The sequence below is a fragment of the Nocardioides sp. NPDC006273 genome (assembly GCF_040613495.1).
Classification (GTDB): Bacteria; Actinomycetota; Actinomycetes; order Propionibacteriales; family Nocardioidaceae; genus Nocardioides.
On record NZ_JBEXSD010000013.1, the window covers coordinates 1 to 23194 of the forward strand.

At 69.9% G+C, this 23194-nt stretch carries 22 protein-coding genes; 8 read left to right on the plus strand and 14 right to left on the minus strand.

Annotation, left to right across the window (positions count from 1 at the left end):
• Positions 1-119 precede the first annotated feature (119 nt).
• A complete protein-coding gene (locus ABZZ22_RS07910; protein WP_354928924.1) occupies positions 120-1064 on the minus strand; it encodes an AraC family transcriptional regulator in 945 nt (314 codons plus the stop codon).
• A 191-nt stretch (positions 1065-1255) separates the two neighbouring features.
• Between ABZZ22_RS07910 and ABZZ22_RS07915 the strand changes: the two genes are divergently transcribed.
• Positions 1256-1831 (plus strand): flavin reductase family protein, encoded by a 576-nt coding sequence (locus ABZZ22_RS07915; protein WP_354928927.1) that lies wholly within the window; start codon positions 1256-1258, stop codon positions 1829-1831.
• 32 nt (positions 1832-1863) lie between these two features.
• On the plus strand, positions 1864-3447 hold the full coding sequence (locus ABZZ22_RS07920) for a 4-hydroxyphenylacetate 3-hydroxylase N-terminal domain-containing protein (RefSeq protein WP_354928930.1): 1584 nt from the start codon (positions 1864-1866) through the stop codon (positions 3445-3447).
• 56 nt (positions 3448-3503) lie between these two features.
• Here ABZZ22_RS07920 and ABZZ22_RS07925 read toward each other — a convergent pair whose 3' ends face one another.
• Complete coding sequence (locus ABZZ22_RS07925; protein WP_354928933.1) at positions 3504-3839, minus strand: hypothetical protein; 336 nt, start codon at positions 3837-3839, stop codon at positions 3504-3506.
• 82 nt (positions 3840-3921) lie between these two features.
• Positions 3922-4272, minus strand: a complete 351-nt coding sequence (locus tag ABZZ22_RS07930) for a metalloregulator ArsR/SmtB family transcription factor (RefSeq protein WP_354928936.1) — start codon at positions 4270-4272, stop codon at positions 3922-3924.
• 89 nt (positions 4273-4361) lie between these two features.
• Here ABZZ22_RS07930 and ABZZ22_RS07935 point away from each other — a divergent pair, with 89 nt between their 5' ends.
• The gene (locus ABZZ22_RS07935) at positions 4362-5708 is read left to right on the plus strand and encodes an NAD(P)-binding domain-containing protein (RefSeq protein WP_354928939.1); all 1347 of its coding nucleotides are present in this window, start codon (positions 4362-4364) and stop codon (positions 5706-5708) included.
• Here the strand turns inward: ABZZ22_RS07935 and ABZZ22_RS07940 are convergent.
• Both ABZZ22_RS07940 and ABZZ22_RS07945 read right to left on the minus strand, forming a co-directional pair.
• Positions 5695-6144, minus strand: a complete 450-nt coding sequence (locus ABZZ22_RS07940; RefSeq protein ID WP_354928942.1) for an arsenate reductase ArsC — start codon at positions 6142-6144, stop codon at positions 5695-5697. The genes ABZZ22_RS07935 and ABZZ22_RS07940 overlap by 14 nt on opposite strands.
• 38 nt (positions 6145-6182) lie before the next feature.
• Positions 6183-6854 (minus strand): ArsR family transcriptional regulator, encoded by a 672-nt coding sequence (locus ABZZ22_RS07945; RefSeq protein ID WP_354928945.1) that lies wholly within the window; start codon positions 6852-6854, stop codon positions 6183-6185.
• 134 nt (positions 6855-6988) lie between these two features.
• Between ABZZ22_RS07945 and arsB the strand changes: the two genes are divergently transcribed.
• Positions 6989-8029, plus strand: a complete 1041-nt coding sequence (gene arsB, locus ABZZ22_RS07950) for an ACR3 family arsenite efflux transporter (protein ID WP_354929192.1) — start codon at positions 6989-6991, stop codon at positions 8027-8029.
• 24 nt (positions 8030-8053) lie between these two features.
• On the opposite strand, the gene ABZZ22_RS07955 is transcribed toward arsB, so the two are convergent.
• From ABZZ22_RS07955 to ABZZ22_RS07985, 7 genes are all read right to left on the minus strand, one after another.
• The gene (locus ABZZ22_RS07955) at positions 8054-11254 is read right to left on the minus strand and encodes a BTAD domain-containing putative transcriptional regulator (protein WP_354928948.1); all 3201 of its coding nucleotides are present in this window, start codon (positions 11252-11254) and stop codon (positions 8054-8056) included.
• Positions 11255-11317: 63 nt separating this feature from the next.
• Positions 11318-13384 (minus strand): MMPL family transporter, encoded by a 2067-nt coding sequence (locus tag ABZZ22_RS07960; RefSeq protein WP_354928951.1) that lies wholly within the window; start codon positions 13382-13384, stop codon positions 11318-11320.
• Between the two features lie 73 nt (positions 13385-13457).
• Entirely contained in the window at positions 13458-14465 is a 1008-nt protein-coding gene (locus ABZZ22_RS07965) for an SDR family NAD(P)-dependent oxidoreductase (protein ID WP_354928954.1), read from the minus strand.
• Positions 14462-15802: a deoxyribodipyrimidine photo-lyase gene (locus tag ABZZ22_RS07970; protein WP_354928957.1), complete on the minus strand. Its 1341-nt coding sequence runs from the start codon at positions 15800-15802 to the stop codon at positions 14462-14464. The genes ABZZ22_RS07965 and ABZZ22_RS07970 overlap by 4 nt, the downstream gene beginning before the upstream one ends.
• Complete coding sequence (locus ABZZ22_RS07975; protein ID WP_354928960.1) at positions 15799-17067, minus strand: cyclopropane-fatty-acyl-phospholipid synthase family protein; 1269 nt, start codon at positions 17065-17067, stop codon at positions 15799-15801. Before ABZZ22_RS07975 ends, ABZZ22_RS07970 begins: the two co-directional genes overlap by 4 nt.
• Entirely contained in the window at positions 17064-17819 is a 756-nt protein-coding gene (locus ABZZ22_RS07980; RefSeq protein WP_354928963.1) for a DUF1365 domain-containing protein, read from the minus strand. The genes ABZZ22_RS07975 and ABZZ22_RS07980 overlap by 4 nt, the downstream gene beginning before the upstream one ends.
• Positions 17816-19114 (minus strand): FAD-dependent oxidoreductase, encoded by a 1299-nt coding sequence (locus tag ABZZ22_RS07985; RefSeq protein ID WP_354928966.1) that lies wholly within the window; start codon positions 19112-19114, stop codon positions 17816-17818. Before ABZZ22_RS07985 ends, ABZZ22_RS07980 begins: the two co-directional genes overlap by 4 nt.
• Positions 19115-19190: 76 nt before the next feature.
• Between ABZZ22_RS07985 and ABZZ22_RS07990 the strand changes: the two genes are divergently transcribed.
• Complete coding sequence (locus ABZZ22_RS07990; protein WP_354928969.1) at positions 19191-19628, plus strand: SRPBCC family protein; 438 nt, start codon at positions 19191-19193, stop codon at positions 19626-19628.
• Positions 19629-19636: 8 nt separating this feature from the next.
• Positions 19637-20539: a MerR family transcriptional regulator gene (locus ABZZ22_RS07995; protein WP_354928972.1), complete on the plus strand. Its 903-nt coding sequence runs from the start codon at positions 19637-19639 to the stop codon at positions 20537-20539.
• A 46-nt stretch (positions 20540-20585) separates the two neighbouring features.
• Here the strand turns inward: ABZZ22_RS07995 and ABZZ22_RS08000 are convergent, their stop codons facing one another.
• On the minus strand, positions 20586-21269 hold the full coding sequence (locus ABZZ22_RS08000) for a TetR family transcriptional regulator (protein WP_354928975.1): 684 nt from the start codon (positions 21267-21269) through the stop codon (positions 20586-20588).
• Positions 21270-21366: 97 nt separating this feature from the next.
• Here ABZZ22_RS08000 and ABZZ22_RS08005 point away from each other — a divergent pair, with 97 nt between their 5' ends.
• Together ABZZ22_RS08005 and ABZZ22_RS08010 are read left to right on the plus strand one after the other, a co-directional pair.
• Complete coding sequence (locus tag ABZZ22_RS08005; protein WP_354928978.1) at positions 21367-21849, plus strand: nuclear transport factor 2 family protein; 483 nt, start codon at positions 21367-21369, stop codon at positions 21847-21849.
• On the plus strand, positions 21849-22730 hold the full coding sequence (locus tag ABZZ22_RS08010; RefSeq protein ID WP_354928981.1) for an alpha/beta hydrolase: 882 nt from the start codon (positions 21849-21851) through the stop codon (positions 22728-22730). The genes ABZZ22_RS08005 and ABZZ22_RS08010 overlap by 1 nt, the downstream gene beginning before the upstream one ends.
• Before the next feature lie 10 nt (positions 22731-22740).
• On the opposite strand, the gene ABZZ22_RS08015 is transcribed toward ABZZ22_RS08010, so the two are convergent.
• Positions 22741-23187, minus strand: a complete 447-nt coding sequence (locus ABZZ22_RS08015; RefSeq protein WP_354928984.1) for a helix-turn-helix domain-containing protein — start codon at positions 23185-23187, stop codon at positions 22741-22743.
• Positions 23188-23194 lie beyond the last annotated feature (7 nt).

Sequence of the window (23194 nt, forward strand, 5' to 3'; positions counted from 1 at the left end):
AGGACGAGCCGACTCGACGCGGATCTCGGTCAGAACGAGCCGACTCGACGCGGATCTCGGTCAGAACGAGCCGACTCGACGCGGATCTCGGTCAGGACGAGCCGACTCGGCAAACAGGGTCAGCGGCAGCGCAGGGTCTGTGAAGGTGTCACGCCGTAGGCCTGGCGGTAGGCGGCGGCGAAGCGGCCGAGGTGGGTGAAGCCCCAGCGGTAGGCGACCTCGGCGACGGTGTCGCCGCGGCTGGCGAGGAGGTCGGCGTGGACCCGTTCGAGGCGGATCTCCTGCAGCTTCTGGGTCGGGGTGCGGCCGAGGTAGCGCTGGAAGCCCTGCTGGAGGCGGCGGGTGCCGACGTCGGCCTCGCGGGCGAGATCGGAGACGGCCCACTCGCGCGCCGGGTCGGCCTCCATGGCCTCGACGACGCGGGAGACGATGCGGGGCTGGACGGAGCCGACGGCCGGCTCCTCGGGGAAGCAGGCGGCGACGAAGGCCGCGGTCAGCGTCCCCGCCAACCGGCGACGCACCCGCTCGTCGCCGACCAGGGCCGGGTTGCGCATCGCCTCGGTGCCGAGCGAGCCGAGGAGGCCGATCCAGGCGCGGGCACCGTCGGCACGCAGGTCGAGCTGGGCGGGCAGCCGGTCGGTGTGCAGGCCGACCAGGGCCGCCACCTCCTCGACCAGGTAGTCACGGTCGACCCGCATCCCCACGATCGAGCAGTCGGCCGACCAGCGCGTCATCTTGGTCGGCCGGTCGGGAGGGCACACCGTCGCCTGGCCGTCGAGCGAGAGCACGTGGGCGCCACCGACGTTGGCCTCGAGCACACCGCTGCGCGGGATGTTGACCGCCCAGGCCCCCGGATGGTCCGACTCCACCGACACCTCCGCACCCCAGCCGATCCGGGTCAGCCGGACCGGACCGAGGTCGACCGCACGCAGCTCCGCCGGCCTAGCGGGTCGGCCGCGCATGATCAAGGCATGCGGGAAGTACGCCCGGGCGACCTCGTCGGAGAAGCTCTCCATGTCGCCGGACGACCCGGATGATGCGGTGAGAGTGCCGGTTACGCCCATCTGCCACCCCCTAGTGACGTCCTTCACATTAACAGCGCGTCCACCCGTCGCCGAGAGCGTCCGGAAACCCGGTGCGCAATCCGGATAGCCCGTTCGCGCAGCGGATCGCCGCCCTCGTGATCCGGATCTAGCGTCGTCCTCCAACGTGACCGCCGCCACACATCCTGCGGCCCCGACGAAGGAGGAGCTCCATGGACCCACGCACGCTGCGGTCGACCTTCGGCCGCTTCGCGACCGGCGTCACCGTGATCACCTGCCGCACCCCGGATGGCGCCCACCACGGCGCCACGGTCACGGCCTTCACCCCGATCTCGCTCGACCCGCCGTTGGTGCAGGTCGCCCTGACGCGTACGTCCAAGGCGGCCGCCTATCTCGAGGGTGAGGCCTTCGCGGTCAACGTGCTCGCCGATGACCAGAGCGATGTCGCCATGCACTTCGCCGGCAGACCCGGCAGCGACCCGCTCCCCTGGCGCGAGGGTGCGACGGCGCCGCGGCTGGGCGAGACGGCCGCGACGCTGGTGTGCCGCCCGTGGCGTACCGACGACGGCGGGGACCACCTGCTGTTCCTCGGCGAGGTCGTCGAGGTGATCACCACCGACCGCAAGCCGCTGCTCTTCCACGACAGCGCCTTCCACCACATCGGCAACCCGTCCTCCGAGGTCGTCTGGCTCGGTTGCCAGGACGACCCGAACACCGGCTGGTTCGACGCGACCACGTCGTTCACCGCCATCGAAGTCCCCGCGATCCCGCGATCCACCCACTACTGATCCGACCGAGACCCGATCCAAGGAGAAAGACCATGACCGACACCCTCGCCCCGGAGACGCAGCCCGACGGACCACCGACCGTCAACCCGGCCGCCGGCTCCCCGGCCAACCAGCAGACCAACTTCGCCTCCCGCCCGATGACCGGCGACGAGTACATCGAGAGCCTGCGCGACGGCCGCGAGATCTACCTGCACGGCGAACGGATCAAGGATGTCACCACGCACCCGGCCTTCCGCAACCCGGTGCGGATGACCGCGCGCCTCTACGACGCGCTCCACACCGGCCCGCACGTCGACGAGCTCACCGTGCCGACCGACACCGGCAACGGCGGCATCACGATGCCGTTCTTCAAGACCCCGACGTCCTCGGCCGACCTGCTCAAGGAACGCGACGCGATCGCACGCTGGGCCCGGATGACGTACGGCTGGATGGGCCGCTCCCCCGACTACAAGGCCAGCTTCCTCGGCACCCTGCACGCCAACAAGGAGCTGTACGCCCCGTTCCAGGACAACGCCGAGCGCTGGTATCGCGAGTCCCAGGAGAAGGTCCTCTACTGGAACCACGCGATCATCAACCCGCCGGTCGACCGCCAGCTGCCGCCGGACGAGGTCGGCGACGTCTACATGAAGGTCGAGAAGGAGACCGACGCCGGCCTGATCGTCTCCGGCGCGAAGGTCGTGGCGACCGGTAGCGCGATCACCAACTACAACTTCATCGCCCACTACGGCCTGCCGATCCGCAAGAAGCAGTTCGCGCTGATCTGCACCGTCCCGATGGACGCCCCCGGGATCAAGCTGATCTGCCGCTCCTCCTACACCGAGCAGGCCGCGCAGAACGGCGAGCCGTTCGACTACCCGCTGTCGAGCCGGATGGACGAGAACGACACCATCTTCATCTTCGACAAGGTGCTCGTGCCCTGGGAGAACGTCTTCATGTACGGCGACGTCGACCGGATCAACTCGTTCTTCCCGCAGTCGGGGTTCCTGCCGCGGTTCACCTTCCAGGGCTGCACCCGCCTGGCCGTCAAGCTCGACTTCATCGCCGGCCTGCTGATGAAGGCGCTCGACGCCACCGGCTCGGGCGGCTTCCGCGGCGTACAGACCCGGGTGGGTGAGGTGATCGGCTGGCGCAACCTGTTCTGGTCGCTGACCGAGTCGATGGCCCGCGACCCCGAGCCGTGGGTCGGCGACGCGGTCATCCCGAAGCTGGAGTACGGCCTGACGTACCGGATGTTCATGATCCACGGCTATCCGCGGGTCAAGGAGATCATCGAGCAGGACGTCGCCTCCGGGCTGATCTACCTGCCCTCGGGCGCCGCGGACTTCAAGAGCCCCGAGGTGAGGCCGTACCTGGACAAGTACGTCCGCGGCTCCAACGGCATCACCGCCGTCGACCGGGTCAAGGTCATGAAGGCGCTGTGGGACTCGATCGGCTCCGAGTTCGGCGGGCGTCACGAGCTCTACGAGCGCAACTACTCCGGCAACCACGAGAACGTGAAGGCCGAGCTCCTCTTCGCCGCCCAGAACCGCGGCGGGGCGGACGCGATGAAGGGGCTCGCCGACGAGTTCCTGGCCGAGTACGACCTCGACGGCTGGACCGTGCCCGATCTGTTCTGACCTGCTACTTGCTGAGGGCGGCGCCTCGATCGGACGCCCTAGATCAGGCGTTGCCCTCAGCGCAGCACGAACCAGAGGCCGACGACGGAGGGCACGATCCCGAGGATCAGCCAGGGCGTGAACGGGCTGCGCCGGTGGATGAGGAACCCGCCGGCCAGGCCCAGCACCCCGAAGGCGGCCGCGATGATGCACAGCCCGACTCGTGAGGCCTGGTAGGCCGGGTCGATCGCCACGGCCCCGATGACCAGCCCGACCACGATGTGGGCGACGGTGAACACGGCGAGCACGGATGCGACCCACTGCTGCACGTTCGTGAGCGACTTGTCGTTGATGGGCCGGATCGGGTTGTCCGGGTCCATCAGGTGTCGCGGTCGTCGCGGTTTCTCGTTCACGGTCGTGCCCTTCTGGTCCGGCTGCCGCCCCATGCTTACCAGGCGCGAGCGCACCGGGAAGATCCACCCAGGGTCGCGGAGCCTAGGAACGGGTGGCCAAGGTGCCGGCGAGCGAGTCGAGAACGCCGGGGACGATGGAGAAGTAGGCCCAGCGGCCGCGCTGCTCACGGGCGACCAGCCCGGCCTCGACCAGCAGCTTCATGTGATGGGAGACCGTCGGCTGGGACAGTCCCACCGGCTCGGTGAGGTCGCAGACGCATGCCTCCTGATCCTCGGCGGCCGCGATGATCGAGAGCAGCTTGACCCGGTTGGCGTCGCCGAGCGCCTTGAACACCCGCGCCAGCACCTCGGCCTGGTCGTCCTCGAGGACGCCTGCCGTCACCGGCGAGCAGCACGCGACAGCGGCGGACGGGAGCACGGGAAGAACGGTCATGCGAACAGTCTAACCCAAGGACATTGACGAACGTCGATACGTGATCTAAGGTCGGCCACATATCGACGATCTTGAATCCGAGGAGCATCATGACCGACCTTCCCGTTGCCGTCATCGGCGCCGGCCCCCAGGGGCTCGCCGCTGCCGCCCATCTCCTCGAGCGCGGCCTCACCCCGCTCGTGCTCGAGCAGGGTGCCGAACCCGCTGCGGCGGTCGCCGAGTGGGGCCACGTGCGCCTCTTCTCGGCCTGGCCCGAGCTGGTCGACAAGGCAGCCGCCCGACTCCTGGAACCGACTGGTTGGGCCGCGCCCACTCAGGGCTACCCGACCGGTGCGCAGTGGCGCGAGCGCTACCTCGTCCCGCTCGCCGAGGCCATCTCGACAAGCTCGACACATCGCCTCGGCGACCACATCCGCTACGGCACCACGGTCACCGGCGTCTCCCGCAAGGGCCGTGACCGCCTGGTCGACGCCGACCGCGCCGAGCAGCCGTTCGTCCTCCACGTGACCGGTGCGGACGGCGCCGAGGAGCGCCTCGAGGCGCGCGCCGTCATCGACGCCTCCGGCACTTGGCGCAGGCCCAACCCGGCTGGTGCCGACGGGCTCCCGGCCCTCGGCGAGCGCGCGGCGCACGCCGCGGGCGTGCTCGGCTACGCCGTGCCGGACCGTGCCCACCCCGAGGCGTACGCAGGCAGGCACACGGTCGTGATCGGCGCGGGCGACTCCGCTTTCAACGCCGTCAACGAGCTCACCGCCATCGGCACGGACCACCCGGGAACACGGGTCACCTGGGCGATCCGCCGCGGGGTCTCGACCAACACCTTCGGTGGCGGCGAGGCCGACGAGCTCCCGGAGCGGGGCGCCCTCGGCGTACGCGCCCGAAAGGCGGTCCAGGACGGCACCGTCGAGATGGTGACCGGCTTCCGCACGGAGCGGGTCGATGGCGCCACCGTCATCGCCGAGGACGGCCGCGAGATCGAGGCCGACCAGGTGGTCGTGCTGACCGGCTACCGCCCCGACCTCGGCTTCCTGAGCGAGATGCGTCTCGACCTCGACCCGACGCTGGAGGCGCCGCGAAACATCGCGGTCCAGATCGACCCCAACCTGCACTCCTGCGGCTCGGTCAGCGCGACCGGCGCCAAGGACCTCGCCCAGCCCGAGACCGACCTCTACCTGGTCGGGATGAAGTCCTACGGTCGCGCGCCGACCTTCCTGGCGATGACCGGCTACGAGCAGGTACGCAGCGTGGTGGCCGAGCTCGCCGGCGACCACGACGCGGCGGCCCGGGTGGAGCTGGAGCTCCCGGACACCGGGGTCTGCGGCGGCGCCGGTGTCTTCGACGACCCCGACAGCGCCAGCAGCGGCGGCTGCTGCGGGACCTCCGCACCGAGCGAGGAGCTGGTCACGATCAGCAGGGCGCCGATCACGCTCTCGTGATCGAGCGCTGCGGGGGCACACCGAGCTCGTCGAGCAGGCCGAGCACTCGCTGCTCGATCTCGTCGCGGATGCCGCGTACGTGCTCGATGCCCCCGCCCTTCGGGTCGGTGACCTTCCAGTCCTCGTAGCGCTTCCCGGGATAGAACGGGCAGGCGTCACCGCAGCCCATGGTGATGACCGCGTCCGCGCTCCGGACGACCTCGTCGGTCCAGGGCTTGGGATATTCCCCGGAGATGTCGATCCCGAGCTCGGCCATGGCCTCGACCGCGACCGGGTTGATGGCGGCGGCCGGCGCCGAGCCCCCGGACCAGCCGATCGCCTTCTCCCCGGCGTAGTGGGTGAAGAAGCCGAGCGCCATCTGCGAACGGCCGGCATTCTCGACGCAGAGAAACAGAACGGCGGGCTTGCTGTCGGTCGCGGATCCGTCGGTGCTCATCGAGTGGTTCTCCTGGTGGGTGCGTGGGGTGTGTGGGGTCAGGAATCGAAACGGGAGGCGAGCGCCCTGATCCGGTGCTCGAGCTCGAGATAGGCGACATCGAAGGCCTCGGGGCCGTTGCCCACCGGGTCAGGGATCGACCAGTGCAGCTCACCGCTGACCTTCGGCGTCTCGTGGGCGCGGTCACAGACGGTGACCACCAGGTCGTCCGGGTCGAGCACGTCGTCGACGTGGCGGGGCTCGACGATCGGAAGCTCGAGGTCGCGGCGAGAAGCGACAGCGACCGCCCCAGGATTGATGTGTTCGGCGGGATGGGTGCCTGCGGAGGCGGCGGGGATCGTGCTGACCTCGCGCCACAGTGCCGCGGCCAGGTGAGACCGCGCCGAGTTGCCGGTGCACACGAACAGGACACGCCTGGGCACCGCCACGGGGGACGCGGTGCCCAGGCTGTCGAGCATGTCCTGCTCGAGGTGCAGGTACGTGCGCCTCCCGTCGCCCTCGGACTGGTGGCGGGACACGACGCCTGCGCTCACCAGCGCCTGGACGTGGTGAGCGAACAAGTTCGACGGAACATCCAGCATCCCGGCGAGCTCCGTGGGGGAGGCATCACTCATCTGGAGGCTGTCGACGATCCGAAGCCGCATCGGATCACCGAGCGCCGCATGAATCTTGGCGCGGCGCTCCAGCTCCGACTTTCTCTCAACCTCCATTGACTCAATATTGACTGAGCAACCTTCCGCAGTCAAGATGTCCTGAGATGGCCGACGAATCCGAGGAGCCCCTGGTGACCAACACCGCCGACGCCGCTGCGTCCGACAAGGACCAAGCGCCCGTCCTTCAGCAGATGTCGGTCCTCGACCGGTTCCTGCCGGTCTGGATCCTGGCCGCGATGGCACTGGGGATCGGGCTGGGCCGAGCGATCCCGGGCCTGGACCAGGCACTCGATGCGATCAAGATCGGCTCGGTCAGCCTGCCGATCGCGATCGGTCTGTTGCTGATGATGTATCCGGTGCTGGCCAAGGTGTGCTACCGGCAGCTCGACCGGGTCACCGGCGACCGCAAGCTGCTGATCTCCTCGCTCGTCCTCAACTGGCTCGTCGGTCCGGCCCTGATGTTCGCGCTGGCCTGGCTGCTGCTGCCCGACCTGCCGGAATACCGGACCGGGCTGATCATCGTGGGTCTGGCCAGGTGCATCGCGATGGTGCTGATCTGGAACGACCTCTCCTGCGGCGACCGCGAGGCCGGCGCCGTGCTGGTCGCGATCAACTCCGTCTTCCAGATCCTCGCCTTCGGCGTGCTCGGCTGGTTCTACCTCCAGGTGCTGCCCGGCTGGCTGGGCCTCGACCAGGTCGACGCCGACTTCTCGTTCTGGACGATCGTCGTCTCGGTCCTCGTCTTCCTCGGGATCCCACTACTGGCCGGCTTCCTCACCCGAACCATCGGCGAGCGGAAGATGGGCCAAGAGGCGTACGAGTCGAAGTTCCTGCCCAAGATCGGCCCGGTCGCGCTCTACGGCCTGCTCTTCACCATCGTGATGCTCTTCGCGCTGCAGGGACACACCATCACCTCACAGCCGCTGGACGTCGTCAGGATCGCGCTCCCGCTGCTGGCCTACTTCTTCCTCATGTTCGGCGGCAGCTTCGTCCTGGGTGCCGGGATCGGACTGGGATACGAGAAGACGGCCACCCTCGCGTTCACCGCCGCGGGCAACAACTTCGAGCTGGCCATCGCCGTGGCGATCGGCGTCTTCGGCGTCACCTCCGGTGAAGCACTGGCAGGCGTCGTCGGCCCCCTGATCGAGGTCCCGGTCCTCGTGGCCCTCGTCTACGTCTCACTCTGGCTGCGGCGCCGGATGGCTCCTGCTTCGACCCAGCTGTCGAGGTGACCCAGCTCGCCCGCCCACGGACGACTAGTCCCTGAGCAGCTCGAGTACGCGGTCGGCTTCGCGCTGCAACGGCGCGAAGCCGTGCTCGATCGCCAGCTGCCGCCCCTTGGTGGCGTGGGTCCGAGCGGCCGCGTGGTCGCCCTCGGCGTGCAGCGCCTGCGCCAGCCCGATCCGGGCACGGGTCTCGGTGAACGAGGCGACGTGGGTATGGCTGAGCCGCACGGCGTACTCATAGGTCTCGGCGGCGTCGCGGAGGCTTCCGGTCGCATAGAGCGCGGCCGCATAGCTGCAGGCCGTCGAGGCGACGAAACGTACGTCTCCGTGAGCCCGCGCAGTCAGGTGGGCCCGGTCGGCGAGCTCGAGCGCCGAGGCCTGGTCGCCACGGACCAGGGCGAGCAGGCTGAGCTCCTCGAGTGCGTTGGCCTCGGCGAACGGGCTCCGGTTGCGAGTGGCCTGCGCCAGCGCTGACTCCAGCCGAGCGCCTGCCGAGTCGAGCAGGCCCAGGGCCCGCTCGGCCGCGGCCAGGGTGGAGAGCTCGAGCGGAGTGGAGCTGCCCTGCGCCTCGCTCAGCTGGACCGCCAGGAGATTGTGGCGCCGCCCCTCCTCGAAACGACCCTGCTGGGTGCAGGTGATGCCGAGCGCCTGGTGTGCCCAGGCACGCAGCCCCTCGGTGCCGGCCGCCTCGCCGAGGATCTCCAAAGCGTGCGCATAGGCGGACTCCGCTTCGCTTCCCGCATCCGCAACGCGATGACGGTGACCGTCGACGATCGCCGCGAAGGCCTGACCCTGCCGCCAGCCGCTGGTGTCGAGGAGCGTGCGGGCACGATCCGACTCCACCCAGGCCTCGTTCATGCGCCCCAGGACCCCGAGCACATCGGCCCGCAGCGTACGCAGGAAGGCCTCGGCCCGCACCTCACCCTCCAGCATGGCGGCCTCGGCTCCGACCGTCATCAGATCGAGGTAGGTGGTCACGTCGAGGCGGGTGCGGTAGTGAATCCTGGACTGGTCGACGAGCTTCCAGGCGTAGTGGCGCTGCTGCCGGTCGGCCCCGGCCTGCTTCACGAACGCGATCAGCAGCTGTGCCTCGTGGTCGAGCCAGGTGCGGGCGTCGTCAGCGGAGTCGAAGCGGCTGCCCGACGAGGGTTCGATCTCCAGCGCCCGAAGACGGTTCGGATAGACGATGTCGGTGGCGCTGACGGTGTTGTCGAGCAGCCAGTCGGCGAGCCGGCCCTGCGACTGCGGCTGCTCGGGGTCGGCCGTGGCCAGATCGCCGGCGTGGAGCCGGAGGAGGTCGTGGTAGTGGTAGCGACCGACGCCGTCCTCGGAGACGACGGTCTGCAGCATGTTGGCGTCGACCAGGTCCTCGAGCAGCCGCAGGGCGGTCTCCGGGTCGCGGTCGAGCACGGCGCCCGCCGGCGCGGGGTCGAAGTCGTAGGCCGAGATCAGCGAGCACAGCCGGAAGGCACGCTGCACCTCGGCGGGCATCGCCGCGTAGGAGATCTCCAGGCTGGCCGCGACGCTCACCTCACCGACGGCCAGCTCGGCGAGCCGGTGGGAGCTCGCGCTCAGTCGGTCGGCGTACGTCTCGATCGACCACTCCGGCCGGCTCAGCAGCCGGGCCGCAGCGATCCTGAGCGCGAGCGGGAGACGGCCGCACGCCAGCGCCAACGACTCGCTCGCGCCAGGTGCGGCGGCGACCCGCTCCGCGCCGACGATCGCGCCGACCAGTGCGACGGAGGCCTCGGTGCTGAGCTCGCCGAGGTGGATCTGGCGGCCGAGGTCGATCATGCCCGCGAGCGCCGGCAGCCGGTGGCGGCTCGTGATGATCGTCCGGTTCTCGCCGAGACCAGGCAGCAGCGGAACGACCTGGCTCGGACTGTCGACGCTGTCCAGCACGATCAGCATCCGCCGGTCGGAGAGCTCGCTGCGGAGCAGCGCCGCGGCGTCGGCGTCGTCGGTCGGGATCTGCTGGCCGGAGAGGCCCAGCGAACGCAGGAATCGTCTCAGCACCGAGCCGGGTGGCACCGCCTCTCCCGAGACGCCGTGGAGGTCGGCGTAGAGCTGGCCGTCGGGGAAGTCCCCCGCCAGGCGGGCCGCGGCGGTGAGTGCCAGCGCGCTCTTCCCGGAGCCGGCCGGGCCGGTGACGAGCACCGCCGCACCGCCATCCTCGCCGAGGCCGGCGGTCAGGTTCGCGAGCTCGGCCTCACGTCCGATCAGCGCCGGCGCCGCCGGCACCTCGCGAGGTACGTCCCGCCTGCGTGCACCCTCGACCAGGGTCGGCCGCCTGGCGTGCCATCGTCCTTCCAGGGTGCCTTGGCGGACGTCCTCGAGGACCGGGCTCGGGTCGAGGCCGAGCTCCTCGGCCAGGACGGATCGGACCGTGTCATAGGCGGCGAGCGCCTCGGCCTGGCGCCCGGCCGCCGCCAGCCCCTTCACGTACGCCGCCCACAGCGGCTCGTCCAGCGGACGCAGCCGGGCGAGCTCGCTCACGACCGGGAGGGCGTCGATGGCCTGGCTCTCAGCCACGCTCAGGTCGGACCATCTGAGCACGACCGCGACGTACTCGTTCTCGACAGAGCTCGACAACCACGGCACCTCCTCGAACCGGTCGGGACGCCCACGCCACAGGCGCACCGCCTCGGTCAAGGTGTCAAGGTCGTCGGCGGCGGCGAGCTCGCGGAAGCGGACGAGGTCGAGCTCGTCGGAAGTGGCGTCGAGGCTGAGCGCGTTGCCGTCGTGGGTCACCGTGATCGGGGCGACGAGCGCCCGCAGCCGCCGAAGCAGCTGGGCCATCCGCTTGCCCGCCGCGTCCGAGGTCAGCTCCGGCCACAGCAGGTCGAGCAGCTGGTCGCGCCCGACCTTCTCCCCCGGCTCCAGAGCCAGCCGCCTCAGCAGCAGCCCGACCTGCTCAGGCAGGTCGAGCTCAGCCCCGTCTCGGACCACGACGGTCGGTCCGAGGACGGAGATGCTCACCACCGCACTGTCGTCGGTGGCTCGGCTCGGCGAGGGGGCCTCGGTGAACTGCGCCGTCTCCTCCGCGGTCAGGTCGAGCGCGCGGGCGAGCGCGCGCAGAGATGCCGCCCTCGGCCGCCGGGTCCGGCCCTGCTCCAGGTCCCGGATGGAGGCGACGCTGACGCCGGCAGCCTCGGCGAGCGCACCCTGTGTCAGGGATCGCTCTTCACGCAGCAGCCGAAGCCTGATGCCGAGCAAACCCTCAAGGCGCACCCTGGCCCCCGTATCGACCCCGAGTCTGGCGAATCACCACGAGATCGTATCGGCTCGAAGCGATCAGGTGTCGATGGTCGCCCCTTCGGACTTCCGCCGGGAGATCGCCGCGGGCCACCAGATCCTGTCCCCGACAAGCGCGAAGACCGCGGGCACGACCACGGTGCGGACGAGGAAGGTGTCGAGCAGGATGCCGAGGCCCACGATCAAGCCCACCTGGGTCAACGTGATCAGGGGCAGCACACCGAGCACCGCGAACACCGAGGCGAGCACGATGCCGGCGCTGGTGATGACCCCACCGGTCAGCCCGACCGCCATGACCATCGCATCGACGGTGCTGCGCTCGGCACTCTCCTCCCGTGCCCGCAGGACGAGGAACACCGTGTAGTCGACGCCGAGCGCCACCAGGAACAAGAAGGCGTAGATCGGTGTGCTGACGTCGAGCGCAGGGAACCCGAAGACGTGCGTGCTCATCCAGGCGCCCAGGCCGAGCGCCGACAAGGTGGCGATCACGCTGATGGTGACGAGCACCAGCGGGGTCACGACCGACCGCAGTACGACGAAGAGCACCAGCAGCACGACCAGCAGGATCAGCGGAACGATGACCTTGAGATCACGCTCTGCGCCGTTTCGGCTGTCGAGGTCCTTGGCCACGCTGCCGCCGACCAGAGCACCGGTCCCGTCCAGCTCGCTGCGCATCGTCTCGATCGTCTCGATGCTCTCCGCCGTCGCAGGGGCGTCCTCGAGCGTCGCAGTGATCTTCACCAGGTCGTCGCTCTCGCCGGACGGACGCGCGCTGTCGACCCCGTCGATCTGGTTGACCGTCACGAGCACATCCTCGGCCTTGTCGGCTCCCACCACGATCGTCACCGGATCGGCCGCACCGGGCGGGAAGTGCTTGGAGAGCGTCTCCAGACCGTCGACGGACTCGGCCTCGACGCGGAACTGATCGGTCTGCGACAGGCCCACCTTGACGCCCAGAAGGCCCGAGGCGAGGACGCCGAGGATCACCGCGGCCGCAGCCAGCACCACTGCCGGGCGGCTCACCACGGCACGGGCGATCCGGAACCAGACGCCGTCGCGCGACTTCTCCTCCTCGCCGTCGCGCGGGACGAACGGCCAGAAGAGGCCGCGGCCGAACAACGACAGCGCGGCGGGCAGAACGAGGAGCGCGAACAGCAACGCGATCAGCAGACCGATGGCAGCCGAGACGCCCAGGGACCGAGTGTTCGGGGCGACGCTGAGCGTCAGCACCAGCAGCGCGAGTACGACCGTGAGGTTGCTGGCCACGATCGCCTCGGTGGATCCGCGCACCGCGGCAGCGAGGGCGTCGCGGTGGTGCGCGTGCCGTCGAAGCTCCTCGCGGTAGCGCGAGACCATCAGGAGCGCGTAGTTCGTGCCGGCACCGAAGACCAGCACGCTGGTGATCCCCGACGTCGATCCGTCGAGACCGGTGCCGATCCACTCCGCGATGATCTGGGTCGCCACCGACGCGGTGCGGTCGGCCACGGCGATCACGGTCAGCGGCACGAGCCACAGCACCGGCGAGCGGTAGGTCAGGATCAGCAGGAGGGCGACGACCCCGGCGGTCACGAGAAGCAGTCGCAGATCTGCCCCTTCGAACGCCGAGGAGATGTCGGCGGCGAAGGCGGCGCCGCCGGTCAGCTGGACCGTGAGGCCATCGGGCCGGTCCTCGTCGGCCGCTTCGCGCAGGTCGTCGACGAGCTCGGTCAGATCGAGCCCGGTCACGTCGGCATCGACGTCGATGGCGACGATCAGCGCCTCACCGTCCGTGGCCGGGATCGGTGGCGAGACCTCGTTCCCGGTGATCTCGGCCCAACGCTGCGACACCTCGCCGAGCCACTGCTGGTCCTCCTCGGTCAGCCCACCCGTGCGCTCGACCACGGCGACGGCGGGCAGCACGTCCCCGCCGGGAAAGCTCTGCTGCAGCTCCGCGACCTGCGCGGACTCGGCATCCGCCGGCAGCGGGTCAGGGGCCGAGCTCGTCTCCCCCAGCGACGACCCCAGCGCCATCACCCCGCCGGCCAGGAGGAACGCGACCACCAGGACCACCCACGCCGTGGCCTTCCTCGTGGTGATTCGCGCGAGACGTTCTATCGCAGACCGCATGGTCGGGCCTTTCAAAATTGTCGTGTTGTGTAGTTCGGCGAAAGGGATCGCCTCGCCGGTGCGGGCATCGGGCCTACGGCCGGTCCACACCGGCGGCCGCCGCCACCCATCGCCACAGCCTGTCGGTGTCGCCACTCTCGGGACGGGTCGAGGACCGGTAGCTCGTCGGACGCTGCCGCCGGTCGTGCCAGAACGTGCCGGAAGCCGGGGCCGGATCGGTGGCCGCCAGCCACACTGCTGTGTCGGCGCCTGCCTCGGCCGGCCGTAGCAACGGCCGACTCAGCGTACGGAAGGCGGGAAGCGATCGGGCCAGACCCGGCGTGTCCGCCCAGCCCGGGTGCATGACGTAGGTCGAGATCCGCTCCGGCGACCAGCGCCGGTCCAGCAGCGGCGCCAGCTCCACCTGCATGCGCTTGGACCTGGCATAGGCCACCGCGCCCCGGTAGTCGCCGCGCTGGAAATCCGGGTCGTCCACCGGCAGCGGCTGGGTGTACATCCCGCCCGAGGCGACGAAGACCACCCTCGCGCCGTACTCCGAGCGCCGTAGTGCCGGGAGGAGCCGCTCGGTCAGCCGGATCGGTCCGAGCACGTGGGTGGCGACGGTCAGCTCGTGGCCGTCGACCGACTCGGTCCGCTCCGGCGGCATGACCCCGGCGTTGTGCACGAGCACGTCGAGAGTCGTGGTGCCACCGTCACGGGAGCAGAGGTCTTCGGCGAACGCATCGACGACGGACAGGTCCGAGACGTCGCAGCGCTCGATCCGGAGGTCGGCGACCAGACCCTCCTCACGCAACTGCCGTTCGATCCGGGCGACCGCCGGTGCGGCGCGCTCGGGCGAGCGCACCAGGACGTGCACGCGAGCGCCGAGCCGGGCCAGGTCCAGTACGGTGGCCGCACCGAGACCGCTACCTCCGCCGGTGACCAGGGCTGTCCGCCCGGCCAAGGCTCCGGGGCGCGGGTCGGCCGCGGCCCACCGGCGGCGACGGATCGCATAGCCCAGGCGGGAGTAGCCCAGCAGGACCGTCCGGTCGAGCACGCGGTCCAGACCCTTGTCCTCGGTGGTCGTACGTGACGGAGTCATAGGGTCGAGTCCTTCAGCTCTGCCATCCGGGCCAGCGCCTCGCGACGCTCCTCGGCGTGGTCGACGATGCGACCAGGGTAACCGTTGGCCGACCCGTCGGGGTGAAGCCACGGCTCGTGTGCCGCCGCACCGGGAAGATGTCGAAGCTCGGGCACCCAGCGCCGGACGTAGTCGCCCTCCGGGTCGAACCGAAGCCCTTGGGAAACCGGGTTGAACACCCGGAAGTACGGCGCGGCGTCGGTCCCGGTCCCGGCCGCCCACTGCCAGCCGTGGCTGTTGGAGGCCAGGTCGCCGTCGAGGAGGTGGTCGAGGAAATGCCGGGCGCCCACCGGCCACCACATGTGCAGGTCCTTGACCAGGAAGCTCGCGACGACCATCCGTACGCGGTTGTGCATCCAGTTCTCCGCGAGCAGCTGACGCATGCCGGCGTCGACGAACGGATAGCCCGTGGTGCCCGACTTCCAGGCGTCCAGCAGGGCGGAGTCCTCGTCGTAGTGCATGCCTCTCAGCCCGTCACGCAGGTCGCGCCAGGCCGACTCGGGGTCGTGCCAGAGCACGTCGGCGTAGAAATCGCGCCAGGCCAGCTCGGCGACGAAGCGCTCGACGTCATCACCGGAGGCATCCGTGCTGCCCGCGGCCAGATCCGCCAGGAGCGTACGCGGGTGGATCTCGCCATACTTCAGCGCTGTGGAGAGGCGGCTGGTCCGGTCCAGATCGGGTCGGTCCCGGGCCGACGCATAGCCGGCCAGGTCCTCGTCGCAGAAGTCCTCCCAGCGGCGCAGGGCCGCACGCTCACCCGCCTCGCGGTCAGGATGGGACGGCAGCGGTTCCGAGTCGAGCTTCGTCATCCACTCGACCTGAGGATCACCGGCTGGCGCCCTCCACCCGTGCTCCCGCCACGCCCGCAGGAAGGGGGTGAAGACACGGTAGGGGGATCCGGCTGTGTTCAAGATCCTCCCGGGGGTCACGGCGTACGGGCTGCCGGTGCCGACCAGGGCGATGTCGTCGGTCGCCAGACGCTGCTCCACGGCTGCGTCGCGCCGCCGACCGTAAGGGGTCGTCTCTGTCGAGACGTGCACCCGGCTCGCCCCGGCCTCGGCCGCGACCTGGGCCACGGCCTCGGCCGGATCACCCTCCCGGATGACCAGCGCCCCGCCGGTCTCCTCCCGCAGCGCCGCGAGCGAGGCGAGGAGGCGCTCCCATCTCGGCCCCGGGCGGGCGAGGCGCGGGTCGATCACGAACAGCGGTACGACCTGCCCGTCACGAGCCGCGGCCTGCAGCGCGGGATGGTCCCCCAGCCGCAGGTCCCGCCGGAACCACATCAGCGATGTCGTCATGGCAGCTCCCGCCGGTCGGCTTCCAGACGGATCTGGGCGACGTCGATGGCCCCGGCGCGGAACCCCGCCTCGCAGTAGGCCAGGTAGAACTCCCAGGTGCGCCGGAACTCCTCGCCGAAGACGTCCGACCGGATCGTCGGCCACGCGGCCAGGAAGGCCGAGCGCCAGCGGCGCAGCGTCTCGGCGTAGTCGGCGCCGAACGTGTCGGTGTGGGTCACCGTCAGGCCGACCCGGCCGGCGTGCTCGGAGATGGCTGTCTCGGACGGGATCAGCCCGCCCGGGAAGATGTGCTTCTGGATCCAGCCGTAGGAGTGGCGGGTCGCCAGGTAGCGCTGGTGCGGCATGGTGATCGCCTGCAGGGCGATGGCCCCGCCCGGTCGGACCAGTCGGGACAGGGTGGCGAAGTACTCCGGCCAGTAGCGCTCGCCGACCGCCTCGATCATCTCGATGCTGACCACGGCGTCGAAGGTGCCGACGACGTGTCGGTAGTCCCGCACCAGCACCTCGACCCTGTCGGCGTACCCGGCGTCCTCCACCCGTTGCCTGGCCATCGCCGCCTGCTCCACCGACAGCGTGACGGTGGTGACCTGGGCGCCACGACGTGCGGCCTCGATCGCGAGAGTCCCCCATCCCGTACCGATCTCCAGCACCTCGTCACCGGCGCCGACGCCCGCCAGGTCGAGGGCGGCGTTGACCTTGCGCAGCTGCGCCTCCTCCAGGTCCTGCTCGGCGAGCGGACGCGTGCGGTCGAACATGGCCGAGCTGTAGCTGAGGGTGGGGTCGAGGAACGCGGCGAACATCTCGTTCCCCAGGTCGTAATGGGCGGAGACGTTCTCCTGGGTGTCCTCCACAGCCCCGTGCTGGTCGGCGGGGATCGGCTGGTCGACCAGGCCGCGCAGGCGCAGCATCCAGGCCGGGAGGAGCCCGGAGAGACGTTCGGCGTACGGCGTGAGCGCATCCGCGAGATCGGTGCCGTCGGCGGTGTCCCAGTCCTCGGCCGTATACGCCTCGCCGATGCCGATCTTCGGGTTCGCCGCGAGGCGGCCGTAGAACGACTCCGGGCGCCGCAGCACGATGCCCGGCCTTCCCGCGGTCGGCGAGCCGCCGCGACGGTTGAGGAGACACCCGTCCGGGAGCACGACGTCGACCGGCACCTGCCGCGTCGCCAGACGCAGTATCTGCTTGGCGACGCCTGCTCGCAGGCTCCCGGTCGACGCCGGTGCCCTGCGCACCGGCCGGTCGAGCGTCACGGACTCCGCGCTCATGATGTGGCCTCCTTCTGTGTGGCAGGACGAGTGAAGACGGGCAACTTGCGCAACCACAGCCGGATCCCGTGGAACCGGATGAGAGCGCTGACCCGGTGGGGCATCAGCAGATGGGTGAGACTCACCCGGAGCAGCGCGCGACGCGTCGCCGGCTCGGGGACGCCTCGAGTGGTTGCCGTCAGCACGCGGACGCCGTCGCGGTCCAGGCCGACAGTCACCGCGACCTCCCCCGGGTCGACCCGCAGCCGGATCTCATAGCTGCCGGCCATGTCGTTGAACGGCGAGACGTAGAAGGCCTTGTCGGTGCGGGCCTGCCCGCGCTGACCGAGGTCGAGGAGGTAGGCGTGGCGGCCACCGTAGGTGTTGTGCACCTCGAAGACGACCGCGCGCAGCACACCATCGTCCGTCTGCACCCAGAAGACGGTGAGGGGGTCGAAGACGTGGCCCAGCACGCGGGCGTTCGCCAGCATCAGCACCCGGTCGGTCGGCGCGAGGTCGACGCCACGGCCGGCGAGGAAAACACCGAGATCGCCACGTACGCCACGTCCCGACGCGCCCCCGTCGAGATGGTCCTCGACCCGGAACCCGGCCAGCGGACGCAGCCAGAGCGGCAGAAGAGGCGGATCGTCGACGTCGATGAGCCAGTGGTAGCTGCGGTGGCGAAAAGCGTTCCGCAACGGCACCTCTCTGGTGTGGCTGACATGACCGACGACCAGCGCAGGGACCTCGGGAAAGACCGGTGACGGGATCACCAGGTCACCCCGAACGACTCTGCTGCCTCCACTCCGGAGCGGCAGCCGTCCTCGTGGAAGCCCCAGCCGAGGTGGGCCCCGGCGAACGCCAGCCTGGGGCCGCCAGCAGAACGCAGCCGCGCCGCTGCCGCGACGGCCTCGGTGGTGAAGACCGGGTGCTCGTAGCTCATCCGCGCGGTGACCTTGGCCGGATCGACATGCTCGGTGGCGTTGAGCGTCACCACGTGCTCGTCGTGGTCGTCGAGACCTTGGAGCCGGTTCATCCAGTAGCTGACGACCACCTTGTCGGCGCCCCCGCCGCACGAGGCGAGGCGGTAGTTCCACGACGCTCGAGCACGGGGAGGATCCGGCAGCAGGGTGGCGTCACGGTGCAGCCAGGTCTCGTTCCGCGAGTATCCGATGGCGGCCAGATCCGCCTTCTCCTCGGGGGTCGCATCCGCCAGGAGCCTCAGAGCCTGGTCGGCGTGAGTCGCCACCACCACCCGGTCGAAATGTCTGGTCCCGGTCGCGGTGCGCACCTCGACGCCATCGGCATGTCGCACCACCGCGGCCACGGGTTCGCCGACGCGGACCTCTCCGAGCCGCTCGGCGAGCTTGTCCACATAGGCGCGGGAGCCGCCCACGACCGTCCGCCATGTGGGCGATCCGGTCACCTGGAGCATCCCGTGGTGGTCGAGGAAGGCGAACAGGTGCCGGGCCGGGTAGCTGGCGGCGTCCTCGTCGCCGCACGACCAGACGCAGGAGACCAGCGGCACGGCGAAGTGCTGGACGAAGTAGTCGCTGAAGCCGCCGTCGGCCAGGAACTCGCCCCAGGTCAGGTCGCTGTCGGTCTCGAGCAGGCGGCGGGCCCGGCGATGGAAGCGGGGCACCTGCGCCAGCATGCGGACGAAGCGAGGATCGCGGAGCCTCCCGGGCTGGGCCAGGATGCCGCCGAGACCCCTGCCCCCGGCGTACGCCAGACCGCAGTCGTCGCAGACGATGCTCATGCTCATCTCGGTCGGCCGGGTCTCGACGCCGAGCTCGCCGAAGAGGCGGAGCAAGTGCGGATAGGTGCGCTCGTTCATCACGATGAAGCCGCTGTCCACGCGCAGGACGGCGCCCGATGCGGTCGAGACGTCGTGGGTGTGCGCATGGCCGCCGAGTCTCTGGCCAGCCTCGAAGAGCGTGACGTCGTGGGTGCGTCCGAGGAGGTGGGCCGCGGTCAGTCCGGAGACCCCGCCCCCGACCACGGCGACCGTCGGCCGCGGGGTGCTCACCGCTCGGCTCATGACATCTCCCTCTTCGAGCAGCGGCATTGCCGCTGGCTAGTTCCAGAGATCGAATGTACAATCCTTGTTCAAGGTATGTCAAAGGTTTGAAAGGGATGTGACGATGCGAATCGACCGAACCGTGGAGACCTCCGCGCCGACAGCCGAGGTGTTCGACTTCTTGGCCGACTTCACCAACACCGAGCACTGGGATCCGGGGACCGTGCGAACCGACCTCGTCTCCGGAGACGGCGGGGTGGGGACGACGTACGCGAACACCTCTCGCTTCCTCGGGCGCACCACCGAGCTGACCTATGTGGTCGAGACGTACGAGCCCGGCACCCGGATCGTGCTACGCGGCGAGAACAAGACGGTCGTCGCTCATGACACGATGACCTTCGTACCGACAGCCAACGGCGGGACATCTGTGCGCTACGTGGCCGAGTTCGACCTGAAAGGCATGACCAAGATCGTGGCCCCACTGCTGGCTCCCGCATTCACCCGCCTGGGCGACAAGGCTTCCGAGCAGCTGCACGCGACCCTGGGCCAGCTGGCGCGGTAGCCGACCAGATGTACACCATCAAGCACGCGGCGCAGCGGGTCGGCATCACCACCGCGACGCTTCGTGCCTGGGAACGCCGGTACGGGGTCATCACCCCACACCGGTCCGAGAGCGGCTACCGCCTGTACGGCGATCACGACGTCGCCGTACTGCTCTCGATGAAGCACCTCGTGGACCAGGGCTGGTCGGTCGGCCTGGCTGCGGCTGAGGCGGTCCGGCTCGATCGCGAACACCCTGCTCCGGACACGACCCCAGGGTCGCCGGAAAGCGGCCGCGCCGCCGATCCGCGCCCCGACCTCGCGGAGAGACTGACCGCTGCCGCATCAGCACTCGACACCGCCGACCTGGCCACGACCCTGGACCAGGTGTTCGCACTCGGCAGCTTCGAGACGGTGATGACCGACCACGTCTTTCCCGCCCTGGAGAAGCTCGGCGAGGCCTGGGCGGACGGCCGGGTCAGCGTCGCCGGCGAGCATCTGTCGTCGAACGCGGTGATGCGGCGTCTCGCCGTCGCCTACGAGGCGGCGGCCGCCCACGGGCACGGCCCCCGTATCGCCCTCGGACTGGCTCCCCACACCCGGCACGAGATCGGTCTCTTCGCCTTCGCCGTCGCCGCCCGCCGCCGCGGCATGGACACCGACTACCTGGGTGCCGACCTTCCGCTCGAGGACTGGCTCGGCGTCGTCGACGATCCCGATCTGGCCGCCGTCGTGCTCGCGATCCCGACCACCGCCGACATTCCCTGCGCCGACGAGGTGATCACCGCCCTGTGCGACCGCCGACCCGATCTCGTCGTGGTCGTCGGCGGCGCCCAGCAGGCCCACGCTCCCGAGCCCGCCTTCCGCCTAGGTCACGACATCGCGGCCGGCGCGAGGAGCCTCGCCACCCTGATCTCCCTGCAGCAACGCTGACTCGCCTGTCGCCCTCATCAGCGCGAATCGCACCTAACGGGTCGACCTAGCCCCGTCCAGCGCCATCGTCGGCCCGTCCGGCGGCATCCCCGTCTTCGGGGCCGGCCGCGGAGGCCCCGGAGTCGCCGCGAAACAGACCATGGCCGACGACGTCTGTCGCCACGCGCAGCAGCCTCCTGAGCTCCTCGAGGTCGCATCCGAGCGCGTCGTTGCGCCAGCCGAGACTGATGATGCCGTTCCAGGCGGCCCACAGGATAGTGGCGACGTCGTCGGGGTCGACGGCCCGGAAGGTTCCGTCGGCGACGCCGCGGCGCAGCTCGGACACCATGCGCGCGTTCTGCTCCTGCACCGATGCCGCGAGCCGCTCCGCGAGCTCGCGGCCGGCGGCGTACGTCGTCGAGCCGTTCGGGAAGGCCAGGGTGCGGAAGTACTCGGGATTCGCCGCGTAGAAGTCGAGATAGGCGTCGGCCGCGGCGTAGAGCCTCTCCACAGGCGACCCGTCTCGCGTGTAGGCCCGGTCCATGAAGCGGCGATCAGCGGCGACGGCACGCTCCACCACCGCGGCGTGCAGGCCCGCCTTGGAGCCGAAGTGGTTGTAGACGGACCCCACGGCGACCCCCGCGGCCGCGGCGATCTCGTCCAGCGTGACGTCATCGACCGATCGACGTGCGAACAACGGCTCCGCAGCCGCGAGCAATGCGTCGATGGTGCGTCGCGCTCGAGGATCCATCGATGCTCTCCCGGCTTCTTGTGATCGTTGCAACAGTTTCGCGGCAAGGCTACCGTGATCACATGGCGTTTCTTGCAATCATTACAAGAGTGATCTGATGGGCGACTGGGATGCCGTCCACCGCCGGACGGTCGAGACCTTCCGGGCGGGCTGGGCGGCCGCCGGCCCGACCGCATGGGACGACTTCATCGACCAGCGGAGCGAGATGGTGCAGCCGATGCTCGACAACGGCACCGGCGCACGGTTCTGGAGCAGCGAGATCGGCCGCGCCCTCCAGGTGATGCCGGACCTCCGCGCGGACGTACTCGGCTGGAGCGGCAGCGGCGACCGTCTCTTCATCCAACTCAGGTTCCAGGCGACCGTCGGTGGCCGAGACCTCACCTGGGACGCGGTCGACGTGCTCCACCTGCGCTCCGACGGGGGCCTGATCCGTCGCGATTCCTTCTTCGACTCCGTCCCGGTCGCCCGCGCGCTGGCGACCCGGCCGCGTACGTGGTGGGCATGGTGGTGGTCAGGGCTGTGGCCCTGGGCCGGACGGCGATGGTTGACCGACCGACTCTCACCCGGACGCGATGCGTGATGGCCCCGACAGACGCCTTCTGGCGCGACCCCCGGCTCGGCACTCCCGGTCGCGTCGAGTTGTCGGCGGGGACCGTCGACTACCACTCCTTCGGCTCCGGGCCGGCGTTTCTCTTCGTCCACGGCTACCTGGTCAACGCCAACATCTGGCGCAAGATCGTTCCGCTGCTGGGTGACACCTACCGATGCATCACACCCGACTGGCCGCTGGGCTCACATCGAACGGCACTACGCCCCGGGGCGGACGTGACCCCACGAGGCGTCGGTGACATGATCGCCGAGTTCGCCGAGCGAACCGGCTTGGACGACGTCACCCTGATCGGCAACGACTCGGGTGGCGCCTATGCCCAGATCGCCGCGGCACGCCACCCGGGCCGCTTCGCACGCCTGGTCCTCAACAGTTGCGAGACGCCGCGATGCTCATGGCCCCCGAACCCCGGCGGGTTCGGGGTGCTGAAGCGCGCGGCCGCGCACCGCGTCAGCCACAGAGCGCTCTACCAACCGCTGCGCGTGCCGTGGACGTGGCGATTGCCCACCACCTACGGCTGGCTCGCGAAGAACCCCATCGACCATGCGGTCATGAGGACGTACGTCGGACCTGTCCTCGTCGACCGTTCGGTTCGCCGTGACGGCCGAGAGGCCATCAGCAGCGTCGGCGCTCACCACGTTCGAGAAGCCGCTGACCTGCTGGGCCGACGCGACGACCTGCCCATCCTCTCGCTGTGGGCCGCCGACGACCGGGTCTTCGCCCTCGAGCACGCGGTCGAGTACGCCGAACGCCTGGATGCCAGGCTGACGACGGTCGCCGACAGCTACACCTACACCGCCGAGGACCAACCCGAGCGAACGGCCGAGGCGCTCGACGACTGGCTGTCGTCATGAGTTCTGCACCTCAGTCGTCGGACTCCAGTTGCTCGGTCTCGACCTTGAGCGCCTCGATCACACCCGTGATCCAGCGCCCGATGGCGGCCAGCTCCTGCTGATCGAAGCCATGGTTCATCTCCTCGATCCGCCGAGCGAGGCCGGCCGCCGTCGGTCGTGAGGTCTGCTGGAAGTGCGGCGTGGTGCGGATGCGGAACGATCGGCGATCACGGGAGCTGCGCTCGCGGCGTACGTAGTCGGCAGCGACGAGCTTGTCGACGATCTTCGTCACGGCCGCGTTGCTCAGCCCGGTGGCGGCCGAGAGCTCCCCGGGAGTGATGCCCTCGGGGTGGCGGGCAACGAGATCGAGCATCTTGTGCTCGCTGTTGCCGACCCCCAGCCGGCGGGCGATGGCCTCGTGGAACATCACCACATGGAGGCTCAGCTCGGAACCGAGCCGGCTGCCGTCCTCGGACATACGACCT